This window comes from Streptomyces inusitatus, from assembly GCF_014651115.1.
In the GTDB taxonomy this organism is placed as follows: domain Bacteria; phylum Actinomycetota; class Actinomycetes; order Streptomycetales; family Streptomycetaceae; genus Streptomyces; species Streptomyces amakusaensis.
In genome coordinates this window covers 195072-219911 of sequence record NZ_BMWG01000001.1, presented here as the reverse complement: position 1 = coordinate 219911, position 24840 = coordinate 195072, and the positions used below count along the sequence as shown (strand labels likewise).

Annotated in this window: 18 protein-coding genes, 1 tRNA gene and 1 pseudogene; 11 read left to right on the top strand and 9 right to left on the bottom strand. The window is 70.9% G+C overall.

Features of this window, described 5'->3' with window-relative positions; all coding sequences use genetic code 11:
• The first annotated feature begins 19 nt into the window (after positions 1-19).
• Positions 20-3658 (top strand): cobaltochelatase subunit CobN, encoded by a 3639-nt coding sequence (gene cobN, locus IE247_RS00965; protein WP_190120888.1) that lies wholly within the window; start codon positions 20-22, stop codon positions 3656-3658.
• A 67-nt stretch (positions 3659-3725) separates the two neighbouring features.
• The gene (locus IE247_RS00960) at positions 3726-4721 is read left to right on the top strand and encodes a hypothetical protein (protein WP_190120887.1); all 996 of its coding nucleotides are present in this window, start codon (positions 3726-3728) and stop codon (positions 4719-4721) included.
• On the opposite strand, the gene IE247_RS00955 is transcribed toward IE247_RS00960, so the two are convergent.
• The gene (locus tag IE247_RS00955; protein ID WP_190120886.1) at positions 4685-8596 is read right to left on the bottom strand and encodes a hypothetical protein; all 3912 of its coding nucleotides are present in this window, start codon (positions 8594-8596) and stop codon (positions 4685-4687) included. The genes IE247_RS00960 and IE247_RS00955 overlap by 37 nt on opposite strands.
• Before the next feature lie 157 nt (positions 8597-8753).
• On the opposite strand from IE247_RS00955, the gene IE247_RS00950 reads away from it, so the two are divergent.
• From IE247_RS00950 to IE247_RS00915, 8 genes are all read left to right on the top strand, one after another.
• Positions 8754-8948 carry a hypothetical protein gene (locus tag IE247_RS00950; protein ID WP_190120885.1) on the top strand — a complete coding sequence of 65 codons (195 nt, stop codon included), beginning with the start codon at positions 8754-8756 and terminating at the stop codon, positions 8946-8948.
• A 116-nt stretch (positions 8949-9064) separates the two neighbouring features.
• Positions 9065-10666: a type I-E CRISPR-associated protein Cse1/CasA gene (locus tag IE247_RS00945; RefSeq protein WP_229868389.1), complete on the top strand. Its 1602-nt coding sequence runs from the start codon at positions 9065-9067 to the stop codon at positions 10664-10666.
• Entirely contained in the window at positions 10659-11273 is a 615-nt protein-coding gene (casB, locus tag IE247_RS00940) for a type I-E CRISPR-associated protein Cse2/CasB (protein ID WP_190120883.1), read from the top strand. The genes IE247_RS00945 and casB overlap by 8 nt, the downstream gene beginning before the upstream one ends.
• Positions 11270-12622 carry a type I-E CRISPR-associated protein Cas7/Cse4/CasC gene (locus IE247_RS00935; RefSeq protein WP_190120882.1) on the top strand — a complete coding sequence of 451 codons (1353 nt, stop codon included), beginning with the start codon at positions 11270-11272 and terminating at the stop codon, positions 12620-12622. Before casB ends, IE247_RS00935 begins: the two co-directional genes overlap by 4 nt.
• The gene (gene cas5e / locus IE247_RS00930; protein WP_190120881.1) at positions 12619-13482 is read left to right on the top strand and encodes a type I-E CRISPR-associated protein Cas5/CasD; all 864 of its coding nucleotides are present in this window, start codon (positions 12619-12621) and stop codon (positions 13480-13482) included. The genes IE247_RS00935 and cas5e overlap by 4 nt, the downstream gene beginning before the upstream one ends.
• Positions 13479-14201, top strand: coding sequence for a type I-E CRISPR-associated protein Cas6/Cse3/CasE (locus IE247_RS00925; RefSeq protein WP_229868384.1), 723 nt, complete (start codon positions 13479-13481; stop codon positions 14199-14201). Before cas5e ends, IE247_RS00925 begins: the two co-directional genes overlap by 4 nt.
• A gap of 55 nt (positions 14202-14256) precedes the next feature.
• Complete coding sequence (locus IE247_RS00920; protein ID WP_190120879.1) at positions 14257-15477, top strand: damage-control phosphatase ARMT1 family protein; 1221 nt, start codon at positions 14257-14259, stop codon at positions 15475-15477.
• A 105-nt stretch (positions 15478-15582) separates the two neighbouring features.
• The gene (locus tag IE247_RS00915; RefSeq protein ID WP_190120878.1) at positions 15583-16425 is read left to right on the top strand and encodes a PE-PGRS family protein; all 843 of its coding nucleotides are present in this window, start codon (positions 15583-15585) and stop codon (positions 16423-16425) included.
• Positions 16426-16726: 301 nt separating this feature from the next.
• Here IE247_RS00915 and IE247_RS00910 read toward each other — a convergent pair whose 3' ends face one another.
• The 8 genes and pseudogenes from IE247_RS00910 to IE247_RS00880 form a co-directional block, all read right to left on the bottom strand.
• Positions 16727-17989, bottom strand: coding sequence for a cell envelope integrity TolA family protein (locus tag IE247_RS00910; protein ID WP_229868382.1), 1263 nt, complete (start codon positions 17987-17989; stop codon positions 16727-16729).
• Positions 17990-18491: 502 nt separating this feature from the next.
• Positions 18492-19040: a hypothetical protein gene (locus tag IE247_RS00905; protein ID WP_190120877.1), complete on the bottom strand. Its 549-nt coding sequence runs from the start codon at positions 19038-19040 to the stop codon at positions 18492-18494.
• A gap of 158 nt (positions 19041-19198) precedes the next feature.
• The gene (locus tag IE247_RS34700; RefSeq protein ID WP_268247163.1) at positions 19199-19321 is read right to left on the bottom strand and encodes a hypothetical protein; all 123 of its coding nucleotides are present in this window, start codon (positions 19319-19321) and stop codon (positions 19199-19201) included.
• 87 nt (positions 19322-19408) lie between these two features.
• Positions 19409-20581, bottom strand: a complete 1173-nt coding sequence (locus tag IE247_RS00900; RefSeq protein ID WP_190120876.1) for a serine hydrolase domain-containing protein — start codon at positions 20579-20581, stop codon at positions 19409-19411.
• Positions 20582-20642: 61 nt separating this feature from the next.
• Positions 20643-20873 (bottom strand): annotated as a pseudogene (locus IE247_RS00895) (transcriptional regulator); the annotation flags it as partial.
• A gap of 207 nt (positions 20874-21080) precedes the next feature.
• The gene (locus tag IE247_RS00890) at positions 21081-22364 is read right to left on the bottom strand and encodes a DNA sulfur modification protein DndB (RefSeq protein ID WP_190120875.1); all 1284 of its coding nucleotides are present in this window, start codon (positions 22362-22364) and stop codon (positions 21081-21083) included.
• A 640-nt stretch (positions 22365-23004) separates the two neighbouring features.
• A tRNA-Pro gene (locus IE247_RS00885) sits at positions 23005-23078 on the bottom strand.
• A gap of 109 nt (positions 23079-23187) precedes the next feature.
• Positions 23188-24114: a metallophosphoesterase gene (locus tag IE247_RS00880; protein ID WP_190120874.1), complete on the bottom strand. Its 927-nt coding sequence runs from the start codon at positions 24112-24114 to the stop codon at positions 23188-23190.
• A gap of 142 nt (positions 24115-24256) precedes the next feature.
• On the opposite strand from IE247_RS00880, the gene IE247_RS00875 reads away from it, so the two are divergent.
• Entirely contained in the window at positions 24257-24721 is a 465-nt protein-coding gene (locus IE247_RS00875; RefSeq protein ID WP_190120873.1) for a GatB/YqeY domain-containing protein, read from the top strand.
• Positions 24722-24840: the final 119 nt, after the last annotated feature.

Here is a 24840-nt window from a genome sequence, read left to right as displayed (position 1 = left end):
GAGGAAGGCCAGACGCCGCATGCATCAGTCCGCCGGGGACCTCCCCCCGTACGCCCACGAGATTCTGCTCCTGTCGACCTCCGACACCGATCTGCTCAGTGCCCGGGCCGCCGCCGGCCCGGTGGCGTACCGTTTCGCCAACCCCTCCCGGCTTCCGCTGGAGGACCTCCCCGCGCTGCTCGACGGCGCGGGCCTGGTCGTCGTACGTCTGCTGGGCGGAGTGCGCGCCTGGCAGGAGGGGCTGGACCAGCTCCTCGCCAGCGGGCTCCCGGTGGTCGTCCTCACCGGCGAACAGGCCCCCGACGCCCAGCTGATGGAGGCCTCTACGGTCCCCGTCGGCCTCGCGGCCGAGGCGCACGCCTATCTCGCCCACGGCGGCCCGGCCAACCTCGAACAGCTCGCGCGCTTCCTCTCCGACACCGTGCTCCTCACCGGCCACGGCTTCGAGCCCCCGGCCCCCGCCCCCACCTGGGGCCCCCTGGAGCGCACCGCCAGGGCGGACACCGACGACGCCGCCCCGACGATCGCGGTCCTCTACTACCGCGCCCACCACATGAGCGGCAACACCGGCTTCGTCGACGCCCTCTGCTCGGCGATCGAGGACGCGGGCGCCCGCGCCCTGCCCCTGTACGTCGCCTCCCTGCGCGCCCCCGAGGCCGAGCTGATCGAGGCCCTGCGCCCCGCCGACGCGATCGTGACCACCGTGCTCGCGGCGGGCGGCACCAAGCCCGCCGAGGCCTCCGCGGGCGGCGACGACGAGTCCTGGGACGCGGGCGCGCTCACCGGCCTGGACGTCCCCATCCTCCAGGCGCTCTGCCTCACCGGCTCGCGCTCCGCCTGGGAGGAGAACGACGAGGGCGTCTCCCCGCTGGACGCGGCCAGCCAGATCGCCGTCCCCGAGTTCGACGGCCGGCTGATCACCGTCCCGTTCTCCTTCAAGGAGATCGACGAGGACGGACTGCCCGCCTATGTCGCCGACCCCGAGCGCGCCGCCCGCGTCGCCGGGATCGCCGTCCGCCACGCGCGGCTGCGCCACATCCCGGCGGCCGGCAAGAGGCTGGCGCTGGTCCTCTCCGCGTACCCCACCAAGCACTCCCGCATCGGCAACGCGGTGGGTCTCGACACCCCCGCCAGCGCCGTCGCGCTGCTGCGCAGGCTGCGCGCCGAGGGGTACGACTTCGGCCCGGCGGAAGAGATCCCCGGCCTGATCTCGGGCGACGGCGACGAGCTGATCCGGGCCCTGATCGAGGCGGGCGGCCACGACCAGGACTGGCTGACCGAGGAGCAGCTCGCCCGCAACCCGGTCCGCATCCCCGCCGCCGACTACCGGCGCTGGTACGCCACCCTCCCCGCCGCGCTCCGCGAGCAGGTCGAGGAGCACTGGGGCCCGCCGCCCGGCGAGATGTTCGTCGACCGCAGCGCCAACCCCGAGGGCGACATCGTCCTCGCCGCCCTGCGCCGGGGCAATCTCCTCATCCTCATCCAGCCGCCGCGCGGCTTCGGCGAGAACCCGATCGCGATCTACCACGATCCCGACCTCCCGCCCTCGCACCACTACCTCGCCGCCTACCGCTGGATAGCCGCGAGCCAGGCCGACGGCGGCTTCGGCGCGGACGCGATGGTCCACCTCGGCAAGCACGGCAACCTGGAGTGGCTGCCCGGCAAGAACGCGGGCCTCTCCGCCGCCTGCGGCCCCGACGCCGCCCTCGGCGACCTCCCGCTGATCTACCCCTTCCTGGTCAACGACCCGGGCGAGGGCACCCAGGCCAAGCGCCGCACGCACGCCACCCTCATCGACCACCTGGTGCCGCCGATGGCGCGCGCCGACTCCTACGGCGACATCGCCCGGCTCGAACAGCTGCTGGACGAGTACGCGCAGATCTCCTCCATGGACCCGGCGAAGCTGCCCGCGATCCGCGCCCAGATCTGGACCCTGATCCAGGCCGCGAAGCTCGACCACGACCTGGGCCTCAAGGACCGGCCCGAGGACGACGGCTTCGACGACTTCCTCCTCCACGTCGACGGCTGGCTCTGCGAGATCAAGGACATGCAGATCCGCGACGGCCTCCATGTGCTCGGCAGCCCGCCGGCCGGAGCCGACCGGGTCAATCTCGTCCTCGCCATCCTGCGCGCCCGCCAGATCTGGGGCGGCACCACCGCCCTCCCCGGCCTCCGCGAGGCCCTCGGACTCGACGAGTCCGCCGCCACCCGCACCACCGCCGACGAGGCCGAGGAGCGCGCCCGCGCCCTGGTCCAGGCGATGGACGACGCGGACTGGGACCCGGCGGCCCTGCCCGCCGGGGAGAGCGAGGAGGTACGCGCCATCCTCGGCTTCGCGGCCCGCGAAGTGGTCCCGAGGCTCGCCGCGACGACCGCCGAACTCGACCACGCCGTACATGCCCTCAACGGCGGCTTCGTCCCGGCCGGACCCTCCGGCTCGCCCCTGCGCGGACTGGTCAACGTCCTCCCCACCGGCCGCAACTTCTACTCGGTCGACCCCAAGGCCGTCCCCTCCCGGCTCGCCTGGGAGACCGGCCAGGCGCTCGCCGACTCCCTCCTGGAGCGCTACCGCACCGACAACGGCGACTGGCCCACCTCCGTGGGCCTGTCCCTGTGGGGTACGAGCGCGATGCGCACCGCCGGCGACGACGTCGCCGAGGCCCTCGCGCTGCTGGGCGTACGACCCGTCTGGGACGACGCCTCCCGCCGCGTCACCGGCCTGGAGGCGATCCCGCTCGCCGAACTCGGCCGCCCCCGCGTCGATGTGACGCTCCGTATCTCCGGCTTCTTCCGCGACGCCTTCCCGCACACCATCGGTCTGCTGGACGACGCGGTACGGCTCGCCGCCTCGCTGGAGGAGCCCGCCGAGGACAACTTCGTACGCGCCCACACCCAGGCCGACCTCGCCGAGCACGGCGACGAACGCCGCGCCACCACCCGGATCTTCGGCTCCCGCCCCGGCACCTACGGCGCGGGACTCCTCCAGCTGATCGACTCCCGCGACTGGCGCACCGACGCCGACCTCGCGGAGGTCTACACGGTCTGGGGCGGCTACGCCTACGGCCGTGAGCTGGACGGCCGCCCGGCGCGCGCCGAGATGGAGACGGCGTACAAGCGCATCGCGGTGGCCGCCAAGAACACGGACACCCGTGAGCACGACATCGCCGACTCGGACGACTACTTCCAGTACCACGGCGGCATGGTCGCGACCGTCCGCGCGCTGCGCGGCACCGCCCCCGAGGCGTACATCGGGGACTCCACCCGCCCCGAGACCGTCCGCACCCGCACCCTGGTCGAGGAGACCTCCCGGGTCTTCCGCGCCCGGGTGGTGAACCCCAAGTGGATCGAGGCGATGCGCCGCCACGGTTACAAGGGGGCCTTCGAGCTCGCGGCCACCGTCGACTACCTCTTCGGCTACGACGCCACCACCGGTGTGGTCGCCGACTGGATGTACGACAAGCTCACCCAGGCCTATGTCCTGGACCCGGAGAACCGCGCCTTCCTCCAGCAGGCCAACCCCTGGGCCCTGCACGGCATCGCCGAACGCCTCCTGGAGGCCGAGTCGCGCGGCATGTGGGCCAAGCCCGACCCGGCCGTGCTCGAAGCCCTGCGCCAGGTCTATCTGGAGTCCGAGGGCGACCTGGAGTCCGACGACTGACCTGCTCAACCACGCATGCCCCGGGGGCCGTTCGGTCCCCGGGGCGTTTGTGTTTGACTCATCGGTCATGGACGGAACAGCCGAACAGGAGTTTCTGCGGAGCCTGGAGGCGCTGCCTTCGGCCGACGACCGCCGCCGGGGCGAGCCGCCGACACCGCTCGTCTGCCCCCGGCCCGGGCACCCCGCCGGTCATCGCTGCCTCACCCTCGGCCCCGGCCCTGCCCCCGACCTGGACTTCCGTGCCCTCGTCGAGCTGCTCACCGGCCGTTACGGCGGTCCGCGCAACCTCGCCATGGGCGGCTTCACCGATCCGACCGTCACCGAACGGACCGGTCTGCCGCTGCTGACCCCCTTCGGCGACCGGGTGACCGAGATGCGCGCCTGGGCCAACGGCGACCAGTGGATCGGCTGCGGCACCCTCCGTGCGGACGGCGGACCCGACGGACCGGCTCTTGTGCTCCTCCTCGCCGAACGCCCGCCCCCGCCCCCGCGCGCGCCCTCCGGCGTCTCCTGGCTGGATCTGCTCGCCGACGCCACCGAATGGACGCGGGAAGCCGTCCACCCGGTGGACTGGCCCGCCGTCGAAGCCCTTCTGGGCACACCGCTCCCCACCGAGTACAAACAGCTCGCCGAACGCTTCGGCCCGGGCGGCTTCGACGGATACCTCACCGTGCTGGTGCCGGGCGCGGCCGACATCGCCTTCGACCTCGTCGACTGGCACAACTCCTCCCTGCACTTCGCCGAACGGAGCGGCGACGAACTGTGGGCCCCTCACGGGCTCCACCCCGCCCCCGGCGGCCTCCTCCAATGGGCCCACACCGAACAGCGCTTCACCTTCTACTGGCGCCTCGACCACCCCGACCCCGACCGCTGGCCCATCCTCACCCACAGCGGCGACTTCGGCGACGCATGGGAACGCTTCGACGGCTCCCTCGCCGAATGCGTCCACGACCATCTGCTCTCGGCCCCCGGCTACTCGGGCCCGCACTGGTTCGACAGTTACGACAGCTACGACAGCTACGACAGCTACGACAGTGACGACAGCCCCGGCGGGCCCGACTGACCGATGGCATACGCCCGCACCAGCTCGCCGATCGGCACCAGCGCCCGAGGCGCGAGCCGGGAGAGCGGCGGGATCGCGTACGCCCACCCCTCGCCCGCCAGCACCTCCCGCACGAGCGCCCGGGCCGCGGCCTCGTCGGAGGCCGTCCCGTCGTCCCCCGCCGCGTGGGCGAGCGCCAGACAGAGCCGGACCGTGCCGTCCCCCTCCGGCGCGCGGTCGGCGGGGAGTACGACGGGCACGCCCGCCAGCAGAGTGGCGAGGGCGGCCAGCGCCGCCGCCCGCCGCCCGTCCCGCGCCGGTGCCGCCCCGGCCAGCCGCCGGGCCTCGGCCGTATCGCCCTCCACGGCCCTGAGCACGGCCAGTTCGGCGTACGGAATCCGGTCCGACGGCAGTCCCGGCAGTCCCGGCAGTCCCGGCAGCCCCGGCAGTGTCCGCAGCCACTCGCCCACCGTCTCGGCCCGGTCGGTCAGGTCGGTCGGGCCCGGACAGCACCCGAGCCGCACCAGCAGGACGAGGAGCACCGCCGTCCTCGGGTCCCACTGCTGACGAGGTCTCTCCACGAAGGCGGAGGCCGCTTCGAGCGCGGCGCGCAGCCCCGGGCCGGGACGCCGGACATCGGGGAGCGCGAGCAGGAGTTCCGCGAGCCGGGGGAGCGGGCCGACCGGGCTCCCCGTCCCGGTCCTCCGCTCCAGGGCCTCCACCACGGGCTCGACGAGCCGGGCGGCCGTCCCCGGGGCCCGCCGGGCGAGTCCGGCGGCGACGAGGGTGAGCGACCGGCGGATCTCCGGCCCCCGCTTCTCCCCGGGCACGGTCCGCAGCGCCATCTCCTCGGCACCGGCCTCCTCCCCGGCGTGGGCCAGCGCCTGGGCGACCGCTCTCCGCGACACGGGATCGAGCCCGTCGTCCCCGACGAGCCACGCCGCCTCCCGGGCGTACCACTCGGCCGCCTCGCCCCTCCCGCCCTGGGAACATCCCAGCGACAGCGCCGCCAGATGCCGCGCCCGGCTCCCCGGCTCCGTGACGAACCGCACCAGCCTCTCCGCCTCGCCGAACTCCCCGATCGAGCCGAGCCCCTGGAGGAGAGCCGGGGTCCAGCCGTCACCGGCGGCCGGTCCCCGCACGGGCGGCGCGGCACGGAGGGCCGCCTCCAGCAGCTCACGGCCGCGCGCGAGGTCACCGTCCCGTACGGACTCCTCGGACCGCCGGAGGAGAACGAGATGCTCCGGCTCATGGCCGTCATCGTCCGGTACGGGGTGGGCCCGAGGCCGCTCTCGCGGCGACGGTCGGGACCGGATCGCCCTCGGCTCCGGCTTCGGCCTCGGCTCCGGCTTCGGCTCGACGGTGGACTTCCCCTCCCGCAGCAGCCGCATCGCCTCCCTGCCCGCGTCCTTCTCTCTCCGCTCCTCCCTGCGGCGCTCCTTCTCCCTCTCCCAGTACGCGGCGTCCTCCGCCGCCCCGCGCTCCTCGGCCGCCGCGATGTTCGCCTCGGCGCGCTCCGCGAGATCGTCGCCGAGCGCGCCCGTACGCAGCTCCTCGCGGTGTTCCGCCACCAGCTCCCTGAGCCGGGCCAGGGAGTCCCGGCCGACACCGGTGTCGTGCACGGCCCGGCCGAGGCGCTCCAGCGTGGTGGAGACGTCCCGCCGCAGATGGGCCCGATCGGCGGGGGAGAGGGCCGCCGGGTCCGCCAGCGCGGCCGACAGCTGATCCAGCGCGGCCCTCATCAGCCCGGGTGCCTTCTTCGTACCCCTGGCGAGCGCGCACGCGGCGAGCGCCCGGACGTCCACCGCCGCCAGCCCGTCCGCCGGGTCCAGCTCCTCGCAGAGCGCCACGACGCGCGATCTGGCGTGGACGCGGTGGGAGCGCGGCCCGCGGGCGATCGTCGCCCAGATCTCCACCGCGGCGGCCCGCTCCCGGGGACCGCCCGCGCTCAAGCGGTGCGCGTGCTCGTCCACCGCCGCCACCCAGTCGCGGTCGTCGCCGTCGGAGAGCACGCCTGCCGCCGCCACCAGCGTCTCGACGTCGGCCTCCCCGCCGAGCACCACCGCCCGGAGCAGGGCCCGCGCCGCACCCGTCTCGTCCACCGCCAGGAGCGCCTGCGCGGACTCGGCCAGCTCCGCGTACGCGTCGGCGTCCCCGGGCGGGCGGGACAGGTCCCGGTCGGCGCGGCCCGCCCACCGAGCCGCCTCCTCCGCGATCGCCGCCGCCCCCGGCCGTCCCGTACGCCCCACCTCCGCCGCGACCCGCGCCAGCCGCGCCGCCCCGGCCACCGGACCCGGGGCGCACCGGGCCAGCGCCCGCGCCCGGTCCACCTCACCGAGCCGCACCAGCAGAACCGGGGCCAGGGCCGCCACCCGGCGCGCCCCGCCGCGCAGGAGAGCGACCGAGACGGCGCGCCGTGCCGCCCGCCCCAGCTCCTCCGGGCCCGTGGCCTCCTCGCCGAACCCCTCTCCGACCCCCTCCACCTGCGCGAGGACCGCCTCATGCCCGGCCACGGCCGCGAGCCGCGTCTGCCGACGGGCGTCCAGGACGTACTCCCCACGGCGAACGGGGTCGTCCAACAGCCGCGCGTACCCCGTCAGCAGATACGGCGGCGTCCCCTCGGGCCAGCCCGCCGTACGCCAGACCTCGGCCCACGCGTGCAGCGGCCCGGTGTGGCGCGCCGCCTCCACCGGCCCCAGCTCCTCCCGTACCGACCGGAGAACATCGGCGTGGCCCAGGGCGTACGTACCGGCCACCGGATCCTCCAGCAGGACCCGATGCCCGTCCGCGTCCCGAAGAACCCGCTCGATCTCTTCGGCGGGCACCCCGGCCAGCTCCGCCAGATCCACCGCCCGCAGCCCTTCGCCCGCCGCCGCCAGCAGCCCCAGCACCCTCCTCCCCGGGCCACTCGCCCCCAGCCGCGCCACCTCCCGCACCCGGTTCGCCCGCCCGATCTCCGCCGCCCGCGCGGACGGGCCCAGTACGCGGTAGTGCCGCCGCGACCGCAGCGGGTGCCCGGCCGGCAGATCGCCGGGGACGGGCGTACTCCGCCGGGCCGACACGATGATCCGCAGATCGGCGACCGGCCGTACGGGAAGCAGCGCCGCGATGCTCCGCCCGGGGCCGCCCCACGCCGCGTCCTCGTCGAGGCCGTCGACCACGAGCAGGAGCTTCCGCCCGCTCTTCGCGGCGACTGCGGCGACGCTGTTGAAGAAGGCGGCCCACTTCCGAGGGTCGGGGGAGTCCGGAACGGAGCCCTCGTCCAGCTCCGGGAAAGCCCGGAGCTGCTCCCCCATCTCCGCGACGAACGCGGCACAGGTATCGGTGCCCCGCGCCTTCGAGACAAAGAAATTCAGCAGATCGACCCCCTGCGGAGGTCTCTCCACCCAGTCGGCGAGCAGCGCGGTCTTCCCCACCGCCGACTCCGCCTGCCAGCACAGATACGGCTCCGCCCCCGGCCCCGACGCCCTGACGAAGTCACGCATCACCTTCCGCTCGTTCCCCCGCCCGACCAGCCCCTCCCGGGCCCGCAGCTCCGGGAGATGGGGCCGTACGAAGGGCTTGTCCTTGACGTCCCGCCCCCGGAGGGAGTGCCCCGCCCGCTTCCTCCGGATCGCCTCCGCCCGGGCCGCCCGGAGGACGTCCTCCCACTCGGCCGCGCTGAGAGCGGTACGACCGGCCGCCGCCTCCAACTTCCGTACCAGCTCCCGGAAGACAGCCTCCTTCCCCGCCGCCGGAGCCGACTTCCCGTCACACCACTCCCGCAGGGTGGTCACCCCCAGGCCGAACCCGCCGCCGATCTTCACGGCCTCACGCAGGCTCAGCCCCGACTCCGCCAACAGCCCCTTGAGCGCCGCCCCGAGCCGCTCACGCGGCGATTCCCCACTCCCATCCATCGCCGTCCCTCCCCCTGCCCCGTCAAAGAACCCGCCTCTGACCTGCGTAAATCACTCCCCGCGAGGGACGGAATCTATCCGCACACCGCGCCCCCGCCCGACTCTGTGAGCCACCGCTTCGCCCGGCCTCTCCCGGCCCTCGAACGAAAGGCTCCCCATGCCCCCGCTCCCCGAACTCCTCCACGACACCGCCGCCGTCACCGCGACCGCCACCGCCACCGGCGGCCTGCTGTACGGAGGCGTCCTGTCCGCCGTCGCCCTCATCTCGGTCCTCGCCCCCACCCCGGAACGCCGCCGCGACGCCCGCGCCACGCTCACGATCCTGCTCCGGCGGCGACGGCGGTCGGGATGATTCGCCGAATCAATCACCCCTCCGATCACCAACTGTTAGCGTTCCTGTCGTTCCTGTCGTTCCGGAACGTCACCGCATTGGTCCGTCGACCATGTCCAGAAAGCGGTAGTCAGGCATTGTCCGAAGCGCAAACCTCCGACCCTGCCGAACCCCGTCCCCGCTGGGACCCCCGATACCGACCCTGTATCCCCACCGTCACCCTCGACGGGGCTCCCGCCCACCACTCCCTGTGCGCCCTGCTCGCCGAGGCCGACCGGCTGAGCACCGTCGACGGCACCACCCCGGGCGAGACGGTCGCCGTCATCGAATATCTGCTGGCCATCTGCTTCGCCTCGGGCACCTGCCCCTCCTCGCCCGAGGAGTGGCGCACCTGGATCGCCGAGGAACACGGACTCGGCGGAGCGTCCGAGTGGCTGGCCGCCCAGCCCGCCGGCGCGTGGGACCTCTTCCACCCCGAGGTCCCGCTCGGCCAGAACTCCGCGCTCGCCCCGCTCATCGACGAACAGGGCACGGGCCCCGCGCAGTTGGTCATCGAGTACGCCGGTGACTACAGCCAGCACTTCGACCACCACCACCTTGAGCACGACGACCCGCTCCCGGTGGCCGAGGCGTTCCGCGCGATGCTCACCCAGCATGTGTACGCCCCGTACGGCCGCGCCCGGATGTCCGGCAGACAACTCGGCCCGAGGATAACCAACTTGGCCGCCGGCCGGCTCCAAGGACGGATCCGGATCGTGGCGCTCGGCCGTACGCTCGGCGAGACGCTGCGGCTCAACCTCCATCCGCCCGAGGGCCCCGGCACCCCCCTCAACACCTCGTGGAGCGACGGCACCACCTCTCGCCGGGGGTTCGCGGAGAAGGCCACGCCCAGGGCCCCGAGGGGCTCCGCCGACCTCCACAGCGCCCTCGGCCGCTCCGTACTCCTGCGCCCGAACCGAGGCGCGGACGGCCAGGTCGTCGTCGACCGCGTACTGATCGGCGCGGGCGAAGTCCTCGAACTCGACCTGAAACGCCACCTTCAGGACGCCGTCCTCGGCACGACCCTGGGCGGGGAGGAGAAGCCGCTGTGGCCGTCCCCCACCAGGGCGCAGTGGCGGGACGCGCACGCGCTGTACGGCGCGGTGAAGGACAGCGAGACCGGTCTTTACGCCAGGCTCCGCTCCCTGCCGTACGAGAAGAGGGGGCCGGGCGCCCCGTACCAGATGTGGGCCGTGGGCCTGCTCACCAAGCAGGCCCTGCCGGTCGCCTGGACGCAGGGCAGCTACCCGTACGCCCCCGGTATGGAGCGGCATCTGCACCGGGCGTCCCACCGGGGCTCGATCGTCGCCGAGTACGTGGCGTGGAGCCTGAAGCGCGCGGCCGTCGTGGCCTCGGAGATCGCCCACCCGTCCGCGTACGCCGCCGACGGGGCGCAAGTGGCGCGCTTCGACGCCCGGTGGGAGTTCTGGCCCTCGGCCGCCGAACCCTTCTACCAGCTTCTCGACGAGGTCATCGAAGAAGGACTGGTGGACGACGACGATCCGGTCTCGGCCCCTCTCGTCGACTACGCCCGGACCCTGATGACCTCGGCCCGTACCCAGCTCACCCACCGCCTCGACCCGCTCCCGCCCAACAGCAAGGGGCACCGCGCCCGCGCCCGCGCCGAGCGGCGCTTCGACGAGGACATGGGCAGCGCCAGAGCACCCGCCGAACTCCGAGGGGAGACCGCGCATGACTGAGGACAGCGAACCCGGTGACCCCTTCGGCGACTTCGCCGTCCGGAGTGCCCTCCCGCACGACAGCGCGGGCCTCACCAACTGGCTCACCACCCTCGTACGCAACCGCGAGTACGGCACGCTCGCCGACCTCCGCCGCGCCAGAAACCCCACCAACGCCCACATCAGGGCCGGTTGGTACGGCGGGGACGACCACCGCGAGCTGTTCGAGCGGATGGCCTTCCTCTTCGCGATCTACCACCAGGGCCGCCCGACGCCCTCGTACGGCCACGGCCGCCTCGGCGCCGCCGCCCGCCGGATCGGCGACGGCACCGGGCGCGGCCCGGACAACCCGGGCGCGCAGCGCCTGCTGGACCGTGTCGTCGCCAGCCGCCGCATCCCCTGGCGCCATCTCCAGCACACGATCACCCGACTCCGCTCCTGCGACCAGGCCCCGCCCTCCTGGACGCAGCTCACCGAGGACCTGATCCGCTGGCACGACCGCAGGGCGCGTATCGCCTACGAGTGGTCGGTCGAGTTCCACACCCCGGCGGCGGCTCGGAGCCGGACCGCCACGCAGAGCAAGCAGACGACGACACAGACGACCACGCGGAAGGACGCGACCACGTGACCGAGGCCCCTCGAAGCCAGTTCCTCTCCCTGCACCTCCTGGAGACCCTCGTCGCGGTCCTCCCGGTGCGGGACGAGAACGGGCAGCCCAAAAGCCTCGTCTACGGCGGGGCCGAACGGCACATGATCACCAGCCAGGCCCGCCGTCGCGCCGAGCGCGTCTACGCCCGCAACCGCGCCAACGCGGGCCTCGGCCCCCTCGGCGGCCGGAGCATGGGCATCCGTACGCGGGAGTGGGCGCTGCTGGCGGCCAGGGAACTGGAGTCCGCCCACGGCTGGGAGCGGGAGGAGGCCGTCGCCACGGCGCGCGCCGTCATCGAGGCGAGCGGTCTGAAGTTCGGCGACCCGAGCAAGAAGACGGTCGCCAATCTGACGAAGGTCCTCATCTTCGCGCCCGCCGACGCCGGCTCGCGCATCGCGGGCCACATCGCCGGGAACGCCGAGGAACTCAGGGCGTGGCGCGACGGATACCTCCTGGTCCAGACGGAGGCGCTGAGAAAGTCCCGCCGGACGGCCAGGAAGAAGTCCGACGCCGGACCTCCCCCGGAGGAGGAGAGCGCCACCACCGCGGAACCCGCCGCCACCAGGCCCCCGCCCCTCCCCAAGGCCACGCGCGACGCCGTCCTCCTCGCCATCGCGCCCCGCGACGCCGTGGACATCGCCCTCTACGGACGTTTCCTCGCCGAGATCGCGGACTCGCCCAACGTCGACGGGGCAGTACAGAGCGGCCACGCCTTCACCGTGCACGAAGCGGAACAGATCGACGACTTCTACGCGGCGGCCGACGACGCGAAACTCGACCGCAAGCGGAACGCCCTCAGCTTTCTCGACGCGGCGGACGACGCCGGTGCGGGCATGACGGGATACCAGTCCCTGATCTCCGGGACCTTCTACCGGCACGCCGTTCTCGACCGTACCCAGCTCCGCGTCAATCTGCGGATCGCCGGAATGACGGAGGACGAGGCGGAGGAGGCCGCCGCCGACGCCGAGAAGGAGTTCGTCAACGGCTTCGTGGAGGCGTTCCCCGAGGCCAAGAAGAACTCCACCGCCTCCACCGGCTCCCTCCCCGCCCTGGTCCTCGCGTTCGAGGGCGAGCGCCCCTACAACTACGCCGCGGCCTTCCAGCTCCCCGTCGACGAGTCCCCCGAGAGCGCCGGGGGCGAAGGCCCGGCCGGCCCCGCGGCGGTCCGCAGGCTGCTGCGCCACCACGCCTTCGTCAGCCGCCGCCGCGACGATCTCCGTACCTCGCGGGTCCTCACGTACGACCCCCGGATCGACGCCCTCCTCCACGAACCGGAACTGTCCGCTTCGGCGACCGTGGTCGAGAGGACCGAGGACCTCACCCCATGACCCAGCCGTACGTCCTGCTCATCCGGCTGGCGGGCCCCTTGCAGTCCTGGGGCGTCTCCGGCCGGTTCGCCCTCCGCGACACCCACCCCCGGCCCACCAAGTCCGGCGTGATCGGACTGTGCGCCGCGGCCCTCGGGCTCCACCGCGACGAGCCCCTCGGAGAGCTGGCCGAGACCCTCTTCGGCGTACGCGCCGACCACCCCGGCACCCCGCTCCGCGACTACCACACCGTCGGCGGGGGGACCTATCCGCTTAGCCCCCGCGACCTCGCGACCGACCACCGCCGGGCGACGGCCGCGTACCCGGACACAGCCATCGCCACCGGCACCGGCACGTTCGGCCGCCACACCCTCGACTCCTGGTACGGCGCGCCGAAGAAGATCGCCGCCGATCCGGTCTCGGGCGCCCTCGTCTCCGGCGAGGTCCGCCGCAACGCGATGCTCACCGAGCGCTGGTACCTCGCCGACGCCGCCTTCCTCGCCGGCCTCCAGCACTCCGATCCCGCACTCCTGGAACGGATCGCCCACGCCCTGGAACACCCCAAGCGTCTGCTCTGGCTCGGCCGCAAGTCCTGCCCGCCCTCCGGCGAACTGGCCCTGGGCATCGTGCCGGGCACCCTGGAGGAAGCCTTCAGGGCGAAGCCCCTCCTCCCCGCCGCCGGTGTCCCGGCCGCCGCCCCGGCGACGCGCGCCCGCCCCTGGGCCTGGATCGAGAGCCCGCACCCCCTCCCGGGCGTCGGCCCCATCTCCGACCAGCCCGTCCGGTTCGACGCCGATGGCCCCGTCCACGGCCTCCGGTGGGAGACGCGCCACCGCATCACCATCGACCAGCACGCCAGCGAATGGGACATCATCCCGTGAACACCACACCCGACAGGGCAGCCAGGTTCGTCACCACCCACACCCTGCTCGCCCTGGACGCCCGGCACCCCTTCGCCGCCAAGTCCCTGATCGACGCCCAGGACATGCACCGGACCGTCATGAGCGGCTTCGCGGGCTGGGTGGACGACGGCAGCCGCGACGCCCGCTCCCAGATGGGCATCCTTTCGACCTGGACCGTCGACCTCCGACAGGCCCAGCTCTCCCTGGTGGTCCAGTCCGCCGTCCCCGGCGACTGGCACCGCCTCCCCCGCGCCGCGCTCGCCGAGAAACCTCACTCCCTCACCGTCGACCGCACCTTCCACACCGGCGACAAAGTCGACTTCCGCACCGTCGTCAACCCCGTCCACAACCGCCCGCCCGCCCCGGGCTCCCCCGAGAAGACCCGCGGCACCCGCATCCCCCACACCCGCCCCGAACACGTCAAGTCCTGGTTCACCCGCCGCCTCCAACCCCTCGGCGAACCCCCCGTCGCCCCCGACGGCGTCACCCGCATCGGCGCCGACGCCGACCCCGACCACCTCGCCCTCCGCATGCTCCCCAAAGCCTCCAGCCAAGCCCCCCACAAAGGCCTCCGCCTCGCCCGCGCCGAAATCAAAGGCACCCTCACCATCACCGACCCCCAGATCTTCGTCACCGCCCTCACCCGAGGCATCGGCCACGCCCGCGCCTACAGCTGCGGCCTGATCCTGGTCCGCTGATCAGGGACCCTGGAGATCAAGGACCCCCGAGCGGCCGGCGAAAGGCTTGAGCACCATGACGGACAACCCTTCCCCCACCCCCACCCCCCACCAAGCACCGGTCATCCTGAGCGACGAGCCCGGCTCCTTCGCCCATGAAGTCCTCGCCAAACGCCACCCGGCCCTCATCCAGCGCGTCCGAGACGCCTTCCCGTACAGCCGCCGCCAGCACAAGGCCCTCGACACCCTGCTGGACGAGATCACCAACGGCGTCGTCGAACCACTCGCCCCCTCGGCCCCCTCGGACCCTTCGGTCCCCTCGGCGCACGACCACGAGCAGTGGGCGGAATGGGGCCGGGAGCACTTCGGCCGCCCATGGTTCGACGCCCCGTTCCTCTGGGCCGAGAGCTACTTCTACCGCAGGCTCCTCGAAGCCGTCGAATACTTCGGCACAGGCCCCTGGCAGGGCGTCGACCCCTTCGCCCCCTTCAAACAGGCCGAACTGCTCACCCCAGCGGTGCACCAGGAACTCCAAGCCCTGGACGCCCTCGCATCCACCCCGGCCGACCAACGCGCCACCGCCCTGCTCCACGCCTCCCTCTGGGGCAACCGCGCCGACCTCGGCTTCCGCGTCACACAGGCGAACCCCACCCCCGCCGCCGCCACCAACGCCCTGGTCGCCAACGACGAATCCGCACTCTGGCGACTCCTCCCCGCCACCGCCGACTCCACCATCGCGGTAATCGCCGACAACGCCGGCCGCGAACTCATCCCCGACCTCATCCTCATCGACCACCTCCTCACCCACCGCCACGCCGCCCGAGCCATCCTCCACCTCAAGCCCCACCCGTACTACGTCTCCGACGCCACACCCACCGACACCATCGACTCCCTCCGCCTCCTCACCCAAGCCCCCGGCGAGGCCGGCGCCATCGGCCACCGCCTCCAAGCAGCCATGGCCACAGACCGCCTCGAAATCCGCACCCACCCCTTCTTCTGCGCACCACTGCCCTACGCCAACATGCCCGACGACCTCCGCGACCAGCTCTCCACCGCCACCCTGACCATCCTGAAGGGCGACCTCAACTACCGCCGCCTCGTCGGCGACCACCTGTGGGACCCCACAACCCCCTTCGCGGACCTCACCGCCCACTTCCCCACCCCCGTCGCAGCCCTCCGCACCCTCAAATCCGACGTCATCACAGGCCTGGACCAGAAGACCCTGGACACCCTGGAGCGCTCCGGCAGCGCCTGGCGTACAAGCGGCACTCATGCCCTGATCCAAGTCCGGCGGTAGATCCGGCCTCCCGTACGACTCCTTTCGGGCCGATTCCGAATTCGGCCCCCGTCGAGATCTTGCCGATGGGGCCCGGAAGCACCGTGGACCTGGCTCAATGGAGGCATGGAGATCGGAGACCGCTGGGCCTACCGGGCCAAGCCGAAGGAACTGGGCGGCGCTCTGCGCCAGGTGGAGATCGTCCGGGTGGGAGACCCCGGCCGGTCCGGAAGGATCCACGTGCGGTTTCTGGACGGTGATGAGGCCGGACTCCAGGAGTGGGTCAGCGCGGGCTGTCTGGTCGCCCTCTGGGCCGATGCCGACGCCTTCCGTGCGGATGACACGGCGGAGCTCGCCCTGGCCGAGGTGTCGAGGGAGGTGCGGGGGAGTGCCGAGTTCGAGGCGGCGCGGATGATTCTGGGTTTCGTCCGCCCCAAAGGACGGCTGCGTCTGCGCAAGGCGGTTGCCGACGCGGGCGTACTGGAGCTCGGTCACCTCGACGAGACGGCACCGCTGGTTGGCATGAAGCCTGCCGATCTTCGGGGAGACGCCATGGTCCACGAGGACCGCGACGGCTCCTGCCTGGCCGGCTGGCCGGTGGCCGAGAAGATCGCGAGGCAGGTGGCACAGCGTTTGGCCGAGGAAGTCCTGCCGGAGGTGGACCGTCGGCAGCAGGCCATCGACGAGGAGCGCGACCGGCCCTCCTGGCACTCGTACCACCGCAGGGACGAACGCAAGCTGGACGCGGAGGCGGATGCACTGCGCACGGTTCGGGAGTGGTGCGGGGAGGAGAAGACCGAGCGCCACGACGAACTCGTCGCCCTGCGTGCCGAGGTACTGCGGCTCGGCGAGCTGGTCGAGCAGTCAGTGAAGGCGCTACGGGACCGCGGGCACGGCGTCATCGCCTCCACCATTGAGCGCGGCCTTGGGGTCCATATCTCCAGCCTTGGTCCCGACGTGCGTCGTTGAAACCGTCACGCCACCGCTCGGGCTCCGGCTTGGGCGGTGCGGGCTCCACCGGCGGCTTCACCTTCTCCGGCCGGTGCGGGTGCCAGCCGTCGAGGAACGGCCGCAACTCGCCCTCCGTCGGCTCTGCGTAGAAGTCCTGGACACCGAGGCCCTTCCCGCTCAACGTGGGGTCCAGACGGTCGGCTTCGGCCCTGCCCCACGCCGACCACTCCCGTAGCCGCTCGGCCTCGAAGGTGTCCTCCGTCCGGGCAGCGGCCTCGTCCAGCGCGTCGCAGAAGATCCGGATCTCCTCCGCGGTACGTCACTGCTCCAGCGCGGTGCCGAAATGCCCGGCCCGAGCCGCGTCCACCGCCTTCACCGAAGCCACGCCGACCGCGGCCTCCCACTCTCGCTGCGCGCGCTCCTGCCGCTCGGCCTCCAGCCGGCGATTCTCGGCCGCCTGCCGCTCCCGCTCGTCCTGCTGCCGCCGCTGTTCGGCCTCCCGCTCCACCCGGGCCCGTTCCTGCTCATCGGCCCGAGTCCTGAGCGTCCGGAGCACCGACCCAATCTGGTCCTCCAGCGGCTTCTTCTCGCTGTCGGCCCACTCCTTCTTCCAGCCGTAGTTGTAGCCCTGCTGCTGGGCCACAGTCATCTCCAGCTCCCCGGACGGCTCAAACCGCTGCGCCGGGACGACCCGCTGCCAGTCGTACGCACGGCGGCCCGCCGGCTCGGGCACGTACCGGACCTGCTTCTGCCGTTCCTTGAAGGTGATCTCGTACGTCCGGCCATGGACCGTGAGCAGAGGCCTCGGCTGCCTGCGCTTCTTGGACACCGCGATTTCCCCGTGGAGAGGAAGGACCTGCTCAGAGATGAGGCGGAGCAGGGATAACACGCGAGGAAGCACTCCGCCGGAGATCTCGAAGGCGCTGTGGTCCGCGGTGACGGCAGCGAGGACGTCGTCCACGTCTGTGATCACCCGACTGCGTGCCAGCCGGATCCGATTCCACTCCGTGTCGTCCTCCCCGGTCACCCGGAGCAGCCCCAAGAAGAAGTCCCCCTTGGTCCGCCCGCTGTACTTCAAGTGATACCCGGCCGGCGCACACCGGCGAGCCGCGTCGAACGCCCTCCGATAGCGGGCTCGCTCCGCCTCGTCCGGGTCGGGAACCCGCAGGAAGCGACCGGCCTCCTGCACTTCGGTGATCAGAGCCCGCCCGATCTCGCCCGGAGAAGGCCGAGAAGCCCTCGCGACACGCTGTACCGGGAGCTTCCGCTCAGTGACCTTCTGTTCGGTGGCGCGGTCGGATTCCCGCTTCTTGCGTCCGGGCGCCGTCGCCGGGCGGTTCTTCCGCAGTGCCGGGTCAGGCCGGTCGGGGTGATGGCCGTGCTGGAGATAGAAACGCCCAACCTCGGTGATCTCCGCCCGCCATCTCCCACCCTCCTTGGGCATGGCGATGTGCCCCCGCTCCTTCAGCGCTCTCGCAGTGAGGGCGAGTTCGGGGCTGTCCGAAGTAACCGGTTCAACGCCTTCCCCGATCCGGGTCAGAAGGGCGAGCTGGCGGTTGTTGAGAGGTGACCAACGGTGCATGTGATCGTCGTACCGCCAACCCTCACAGCGGCACAAGCCACACGGTGAGCTTTCCGGACGCTCGGCCCGGTCCCTTGGGAGCCCGATGCCGAGATCGGGCTCCCAGATGTCCTATAAGACAGGCCCGTGGGCACCTGGCCTGGTATTTCAGCTGTCGGGATGGTGGGATTTGAGCCCCACAGTCGCTTTATCCCGAATGGGGTTCGGTCGCGATTACCATCTGCTGGGGGTGCCGTTTCACCTGGTCACAGCGTTGGTCTGCAGTGGGCTCGGGCAGTATCGCGGGGGCTTGGGGAACAGGTTGGCTTCCAGACGGCTCCAGGAGGGACATGCCTGCGGGGCGCAGCGGAGAACGTTGCCTGGCCGCTTGCATGGGATGGCCGAGGCGTTTCCTGTGGTGGCCGCTGCTCACCACTCTTGCTTGCACGGCCTGACTCAGCTCCTGACGTTTGCCGTGGAAGGCAACAGCTGCTGGCTGATCCGTCGGTCGAAGGTTTATCCACTAATCCAGGAGTTGCCGAAGGACCTCTCTGCGACTGGCGGGGTCTGCCGCGATGTAATCGATCACGGCTTGCCAGACATCAGGGCGTTCGAGCTGGCGAACTACTGCCTCGGCTGGCATGGTGCTGGCTTGGTTCGGTACGGGTCTGGAGCCGATTGCGGTCCGGTACTCAGCTGCTGTCACACGCTTCCGACCTTTGATGGTCGCAGTTTCGATCATTGATCGAAGAGCGTCCCAGCGCTGATGATCAGGCATGTTAGATCTGGAGTAGTCGCGGGCCGCATCCCTCAAGACGGTGTAGGAGACTTGGACATTGGAGAAGATGCGCGTTCGCATGTCCGAGCTGAACCACCGGGCAAGTACTACGTACTCCCTAGCCTTAGACGGTTGCAGCCCATGGCGGTTGGCGGCATGCTTGAAAGCCTCCGAACGCCAAGTAGCTTCTGTGGGAAACTGGCTCAGCAGCGTGTCGCCCACCTCGATGCGGCCTGCAGCATCCAGGTCTCCAAGACGGTCATGATCAGTGGGCTCAGGGAAGAGTGCGGACATGGGGCTTTCTTAGCAACTCCCCTATGACCATGTGAATTCTGCGGCGCGATATCACCTGAATGGGTGATGGGCGCAGCTTGAAGCGCGCGGTGGGTGGACTGCACCGCTCTCCAGAGATTCGGTCCCGTCATGATCTTGGGGTTGCTTCACGGGCTTCGTCACCCGGCGGTCTGCCAGGGCCTCAGCGGTATGTAGCTGGTCAGGACAGAGAGGTGGGCCTCGCTGAGGCGCACGGCCCGCAGCACTCCCGTAGCGGTGTGGAGCCAGTGGCCCTCTGACATCGAACCTTGGCGAAGATTGAGCGGTGAGTCCGCTTTGCCCGGCCTAGCAGCTCGACTTCGGCGAAGTCTCAGGATGTGAGCTGGACTTTATGCCAGCAACTCGCGAACTGCCTCGACCGTCGCGGTCGCTCGCATGTCGTCCGAGCCGCTGACGATGTGGTTCATGACGTAGCCGAACGCGATGCCGTGCTCAGGGTCGGCGAAGCCGAGTGAACCCCCGCGGCCTGTGTGGCCGAAGGCACTCGGCCCGGTCATGGGAACGTCGTTGGTGGGCAGCATGAATCCGGAGCTGAAACGGCTCGGTACCATCATGACCTCGTCCCGCCCGTCGGCCTGCTCCTCGGTCGCCGAAGCCAGCCTCCCCGGATTGAGCAGACGCACTCCGTCCACCTCGCAGATTAGCGCGGCGTACATGCGTGCCAGTGCGTGCGCGGTGCCGATGCCGTTGGACGAGGGGAGTTCCGCGGCCTGGACCTCGGGGGAGTCGAAGTCGATGTTCGCCGGTTCGGTGACCGCGAAAGCCCTGTTGCTGAGCGAGTTCGGGTCGCGCCAGGCGGCGACGAGGTCACGGAGGTCTTCGGGGACCGACTCCTCGGGCACGGTGGTGAGGTCGACGTCCGGCTTCCGGTACACCATGCGGCTGACCCGGTCGCGTTCACCGGGCGGCAGCCCGATGAAGAAATCCAGCCCCAGCGGCGCGGCGATCTCCTCGGCGAAGAAGCTGCCCGGCGTACGGCCGGACACCCGGCGGATCACCTCGCCGACCAGCCAGCCCCAGGTCCGGCCGTGGTACCCGTGCGCCGTTCCCGGAGCCCACTGTGGGCTCTGGGCGGCCAGGGCCGCCGTCATAGGGTGCCAGGCCAGTGCCTCGTCCAGCGGTACCGGCTGGTCGAGGGCGACCAGGCCGGCCTGGTGGGACAGCAGCCAGCGCACCGGGATCTCCGCCTTGCCGTTCGCGGCGAACTCCGGCCAGTACTCGGCCACCGGGGCGTCCAGGTCCAGCTCGCCGCGCTGGGCGAGCAGATGTGCTGCCGTGGCGGTCGCGCCCTTGGTCGCCGAGTAGACGAGTTGAAGGGTGTCCCGTTTCCACGGGCGGCCGGTGTCCGGATCGGCGACCCCGGCCCACAGGTCCACCACGGGGCGGCCGTCCTGGTAGACGCAGACCGCCGCGCCGATCTCCTCGCGCCGGGCGAAGTTCGCCGCGAACGCCTCCAGTACCGGTTCGAACCCTGCCGCGACCTCACCGTTGATCACCGTCATACCGCCCATCCTGGCACTCACGGACGCTCACTCCGAGGGGCAAGTTCCTGAGCAGGGAAGATCAGGCCGCCACGGGTACCGCCTGGAGGCGCTCGCGGAATTCCCGTACGGACGGGACGGCCCGATGGGGTTCGAGCTGCAAGGAGAACTCCTTCAACCGGTCCAATGCCCGCACCGAGCTGACTTTGTCCTCCAGAAGCGCCGCACCGTAGTTCGCGGCGTCCAGTGCCCCGTCCAGATCGCCACCCGCCAGCCGGGCCTCTGCCAGTCGACTGGAACGGACGGCCTGTTCTGGCATCCGGAGCGTAATAGCCGTTCGACGCCTCACGAGATGGTGCCGATCGGGACCGATGCTGTTTCGAACTCCAACGGGGGCGCCACCTGGTATGAGACCCTCAGGATCGTTGGACACGTGCACTCGATTTTCCGGCGGGTACGTTGGGAAGCAAGGAGCCCCCTCCGTGTGAGATGTGGAGGAGGCTCCTGTGTTGCCGGCGGATCAGATAGCAGCCGGGGTCTTTTTGTACCAGTCCGTAATGACCTTGGTCAGGTGAACGACGTTCTGCTGACGCATGATCGGGGCGGAGGCGTTTCGCTCGAAATCCTCATCCGCAGCTGTAGTACGCCAGATGCTGTCCTCGGCCACCGGTGCGGTCATATGCCGATCGAGCCGCTTGAAGAACTCCTGAATGTCACCGTCTTCGGCTCCGTCCTCGCGCAGGTTGCGGTAGACACCACCCAGGACGCGGAGCATACCCACTGAGCCCAGAAGCGAGGACTCACGCAGCCTCATGGCCTTGGTGGGAGGAGCCGGCGGCTCGTTCTTCTTTTTTTCGGAGAGCGAGGGGTCGTAGTGGTCCACATCCTCCTCGGTGATCTCCGCGAGCGCACTGAAAGCGATGGAGATGACATCGAGGAAGCTGCGGACACTCTCGATGACCTCGTTGTCGGTCAGCGACTCGACCTTCTTGCTGACGCGACCGCCCGGACCGGCGATGACGGCCCGTGTGATGTCGGCGACGTGCTTCGCGCCCATCAGGTTGCGGTTGGTCAGGGTCATCCGGTCCCGCTCGATGTCGACCTTGCCCAGAAAAAGGGGGTGGGTGACGATGTCGCTGAGCGTGCGGTTGGCGATGCGAGAGGTGTCGAAGCGTGCCCGGACGGCACCGGAGATGCCCTTGGCGTTGTCCGCGACGTCGACGAACATCTGCTGGCCCTTGACGCCATCACGCTCCACGTAGATGTCAATGCCGACGAACTCGTCCTTGAGCCGCTGCATTCGGCCGATCAGGGCCTCGCGGTCCTGCTCCAGCTTCACCTTCTTGGCCTCGTTGGCGCGGTGGATCTCTCGGTCGATGCGGGAAACCTCGTCCGTAATGCGCTTCTTTTCCAGGTGGACTCCGAGAATGCGGTGTTGGCCATCGATAGTGATCAGACGGCCGATGCCACCGATAGACCACGGGACGGTGAGGTAACCGACCGAGCCATCTTCGCTGATCGGCTCGAATCGACAGCCGCCGGTATCGCGGATAAGGAGGGCCGGAGCTACCCAGCCGGGATTGTCAGCGAGGTACTGGCCGAAGCCCTTGGCGTGATTGATGTCCACCTTGCGGTTGTCTGGGTCCGGCTTGGCCGGATCAGGGATGGTGAGGATGACAGAGAGGTCAGCGAGTGGGATGCGTGTTGTGTAGACGGTCCGGCCGCCCTGGCTGGTCCGGATCGCCAAGTAGGTGGACTCCTCGCGCACCAGGGAGAGGCGCGAGGAGTCAACGGTAATACTCACGGGTAACTTCCTTGTCAGGCATGTAAGTTACTGTGCAGTCTGGGTTGGGTGAAGATATTCAAGCATCCTGCTATTCGTCAATTTTGCTTACTGTGTGCAGGGTTGGTGTGGTATGCCGGACGCCGTTCCTGAGGTCGCGTATGCATGCGAGGGTCCACGCTCCCCAGGGCCTTCACGCCCAGCTGATGGAGGTGATCCGATGGCATGGTGGGTGGATGTTCGTTCCCATGGGGGCGGCCTTGGGTGGTCCTGGCCGTGATGGGGCGCACGGGCATCGATCTGCACTCGATCTTGTAGATCCAGCCATGAAGTGGCGCCATGGCGCTCAATGAGGCCGTGCGCAGTAGCCCAGAAGGGTCGCAGTCAAGGGCGACTTATGGAGATCCCGCCTGGCTGCCTTTGGTGGATCGGAGGATCGGGCACGTGTATGGCCGTCCGTCTAGGCATCCACCTCGTGCTGTGGCGCAGACCGCCCGTGCGTGCGCTCGACCGTTTCCTCGTAGTCTGCCGGGCACTGCCTGTGCGGGGGAGGGCCGGGCTTTGGGGCTGGTCAGCCAAATGGCTCCCAAGAAGTCCGGGAAACCACTCAGGGGCCCGACCCGCTCTCGCGGATCAGGCCCCTGACCTGGTGTTTCAGCTGTCGGGGTGGCGGGATTTGAACCCACGACCTCTTCGTCCCGAACGAAGCGCGCTGCCAAGCTGCGCTACACCCCGATGTCATCACTCTCGTGGCGACATCGATTACTTTAGCCCACCGGCGCTCCCAGGCGAAATCCGGTTCCAGGCGCGCCCGCGCGGCCCGGGGGCGCGCGGTGGGGCCGGGTCAGGTGCGGGGGACCAGGGTGAGGAGGGTGGCCTCGGGGGGGCAGGCGAAGCGGACGGGGGTGTAGCGGCTGGTGCCGCAGCCGGCGGAGACGTGGAGGTGGGAGAGGTTGCCCGCGGACTGGTGGGTGGAGAGGCCCTTGACGCGGTCGGTGTCCAGGTCGCAGTTGGTGACCAGGGCGCCGTAGAAGGGGATGCAGAGCTGGCCGCCGTGGGTGTGGCCGGCCAGGATCAGGGGGTAGCCGTCGGCGGTGAAGGCGTCGAGGGCGCGGAGGTAGGGGGCGTGGACGACGGCGAGGGAGAGGTCCGCGTCCTGCTCGGGGCCGCCCGCGACCTCGTCGTACCGGTCGCGCTTGATGTGGGGGTCGTCGAGGCCGGTGAAGGCCAGCTCCAGGCCGTCCAGCTTCAGCCGGCCGCGGGTGTTGTTCAGGCCCACCCAGCCCGCGGTGTCGAAGGAGTCGCGCAGCTCTTCCCAGGGGTTGTGGACCACACCGACGGCCGGGGCGTTGCCGTTGAGGCCGTGGCGGCCCTGGACCTTCTCGAAGAGGTAGCGGGCCGGGTTGCGGAGCGTGGGGCCGTAGTAGTCGTTCGAGCCGAAGACGTACACCCCCGGGAACTCCATCAGCGGGCCGAGCGCGTCCAGCAGCTCCGGGACGCCCTCCGGATCGGAGAGGTTGTCGCCGGTGTTGACCACGAAGTCGGGGCGCAGGCCGGCGAGCGACTGGAGCCAGGCGCGCTTCTTGCGCTGGCCGCTGACCATGTGGATGTCGGAGACCTGAAGGACCCTGAGCGGACGCATGTCCTTCGGCAGCACCGGGACGGTCACCCGCCGCAGGCGGAACGAGCGGACTTCAAAGCCGGCCGCGTAGGCGATGCCGGCCGCGCCGACTGCCGTGATGGCCAGGGGGACTCCATAGCGTGCGCGCATACGTCCATCGTCGCAGACCACCTCACCCGGGCGACGGCCCGGGCGGCTTTAGTGATCTTCGGCTGATCGGGAGGGGCGCGACACCGGGCGCGGCCGCGAAATGGCGCGGCACCCCCGGCCCTCACCTGACACACTCATTCGTATGACCACGCTCAAGTCCAGGCTTCGGGAAGACCTCACCCAAGCGATCAAGGCGCGCGACGAGCTGCGCTCCTCCACCATCCGGCTGACCCTGACCGCCGTCGCGAAGGAGGAGGTTTCGGGCAAGACCGCCCGTGAGCTCTCCGACGACGAGGTGCAGAAGGTGATCGCCAGGGAGGCGAAGAAGCGCCGCGAGGCCGCGGACGCCTTCGCGCAGGGGGGCCGGGTCGAGCAGGCCGAGCGGGAGAAGGCGGAGGGGGTCATCCTCGACGCGTATCTGCCGCAGCAGCTGGCTGACGAGGAGCTTGAGCAGATCGTGTCGCGGGCGGTCGAGGAGGCGAAGGCGGCCGGGGCCGAGGGCCCCCGGGCCATGGGTACGGTCATGAAGATTGTGAACCCGCAGGTGGCCGGGCGGGCCGAGGGCGGCCGGGTCGCCGCCACGGTGAAGCGCCTCCTGGCCGGCTGACCGCTTCCGGCTGGACCGCTTACGGGCGGATTCGCTCCGGCCACGGGGAAGGGCCCGGATCTCCTGCGAGATCCGGGCCCTTCCGTGTTCATGCCGTACGGCTGTCGCTCAGCGGGTCA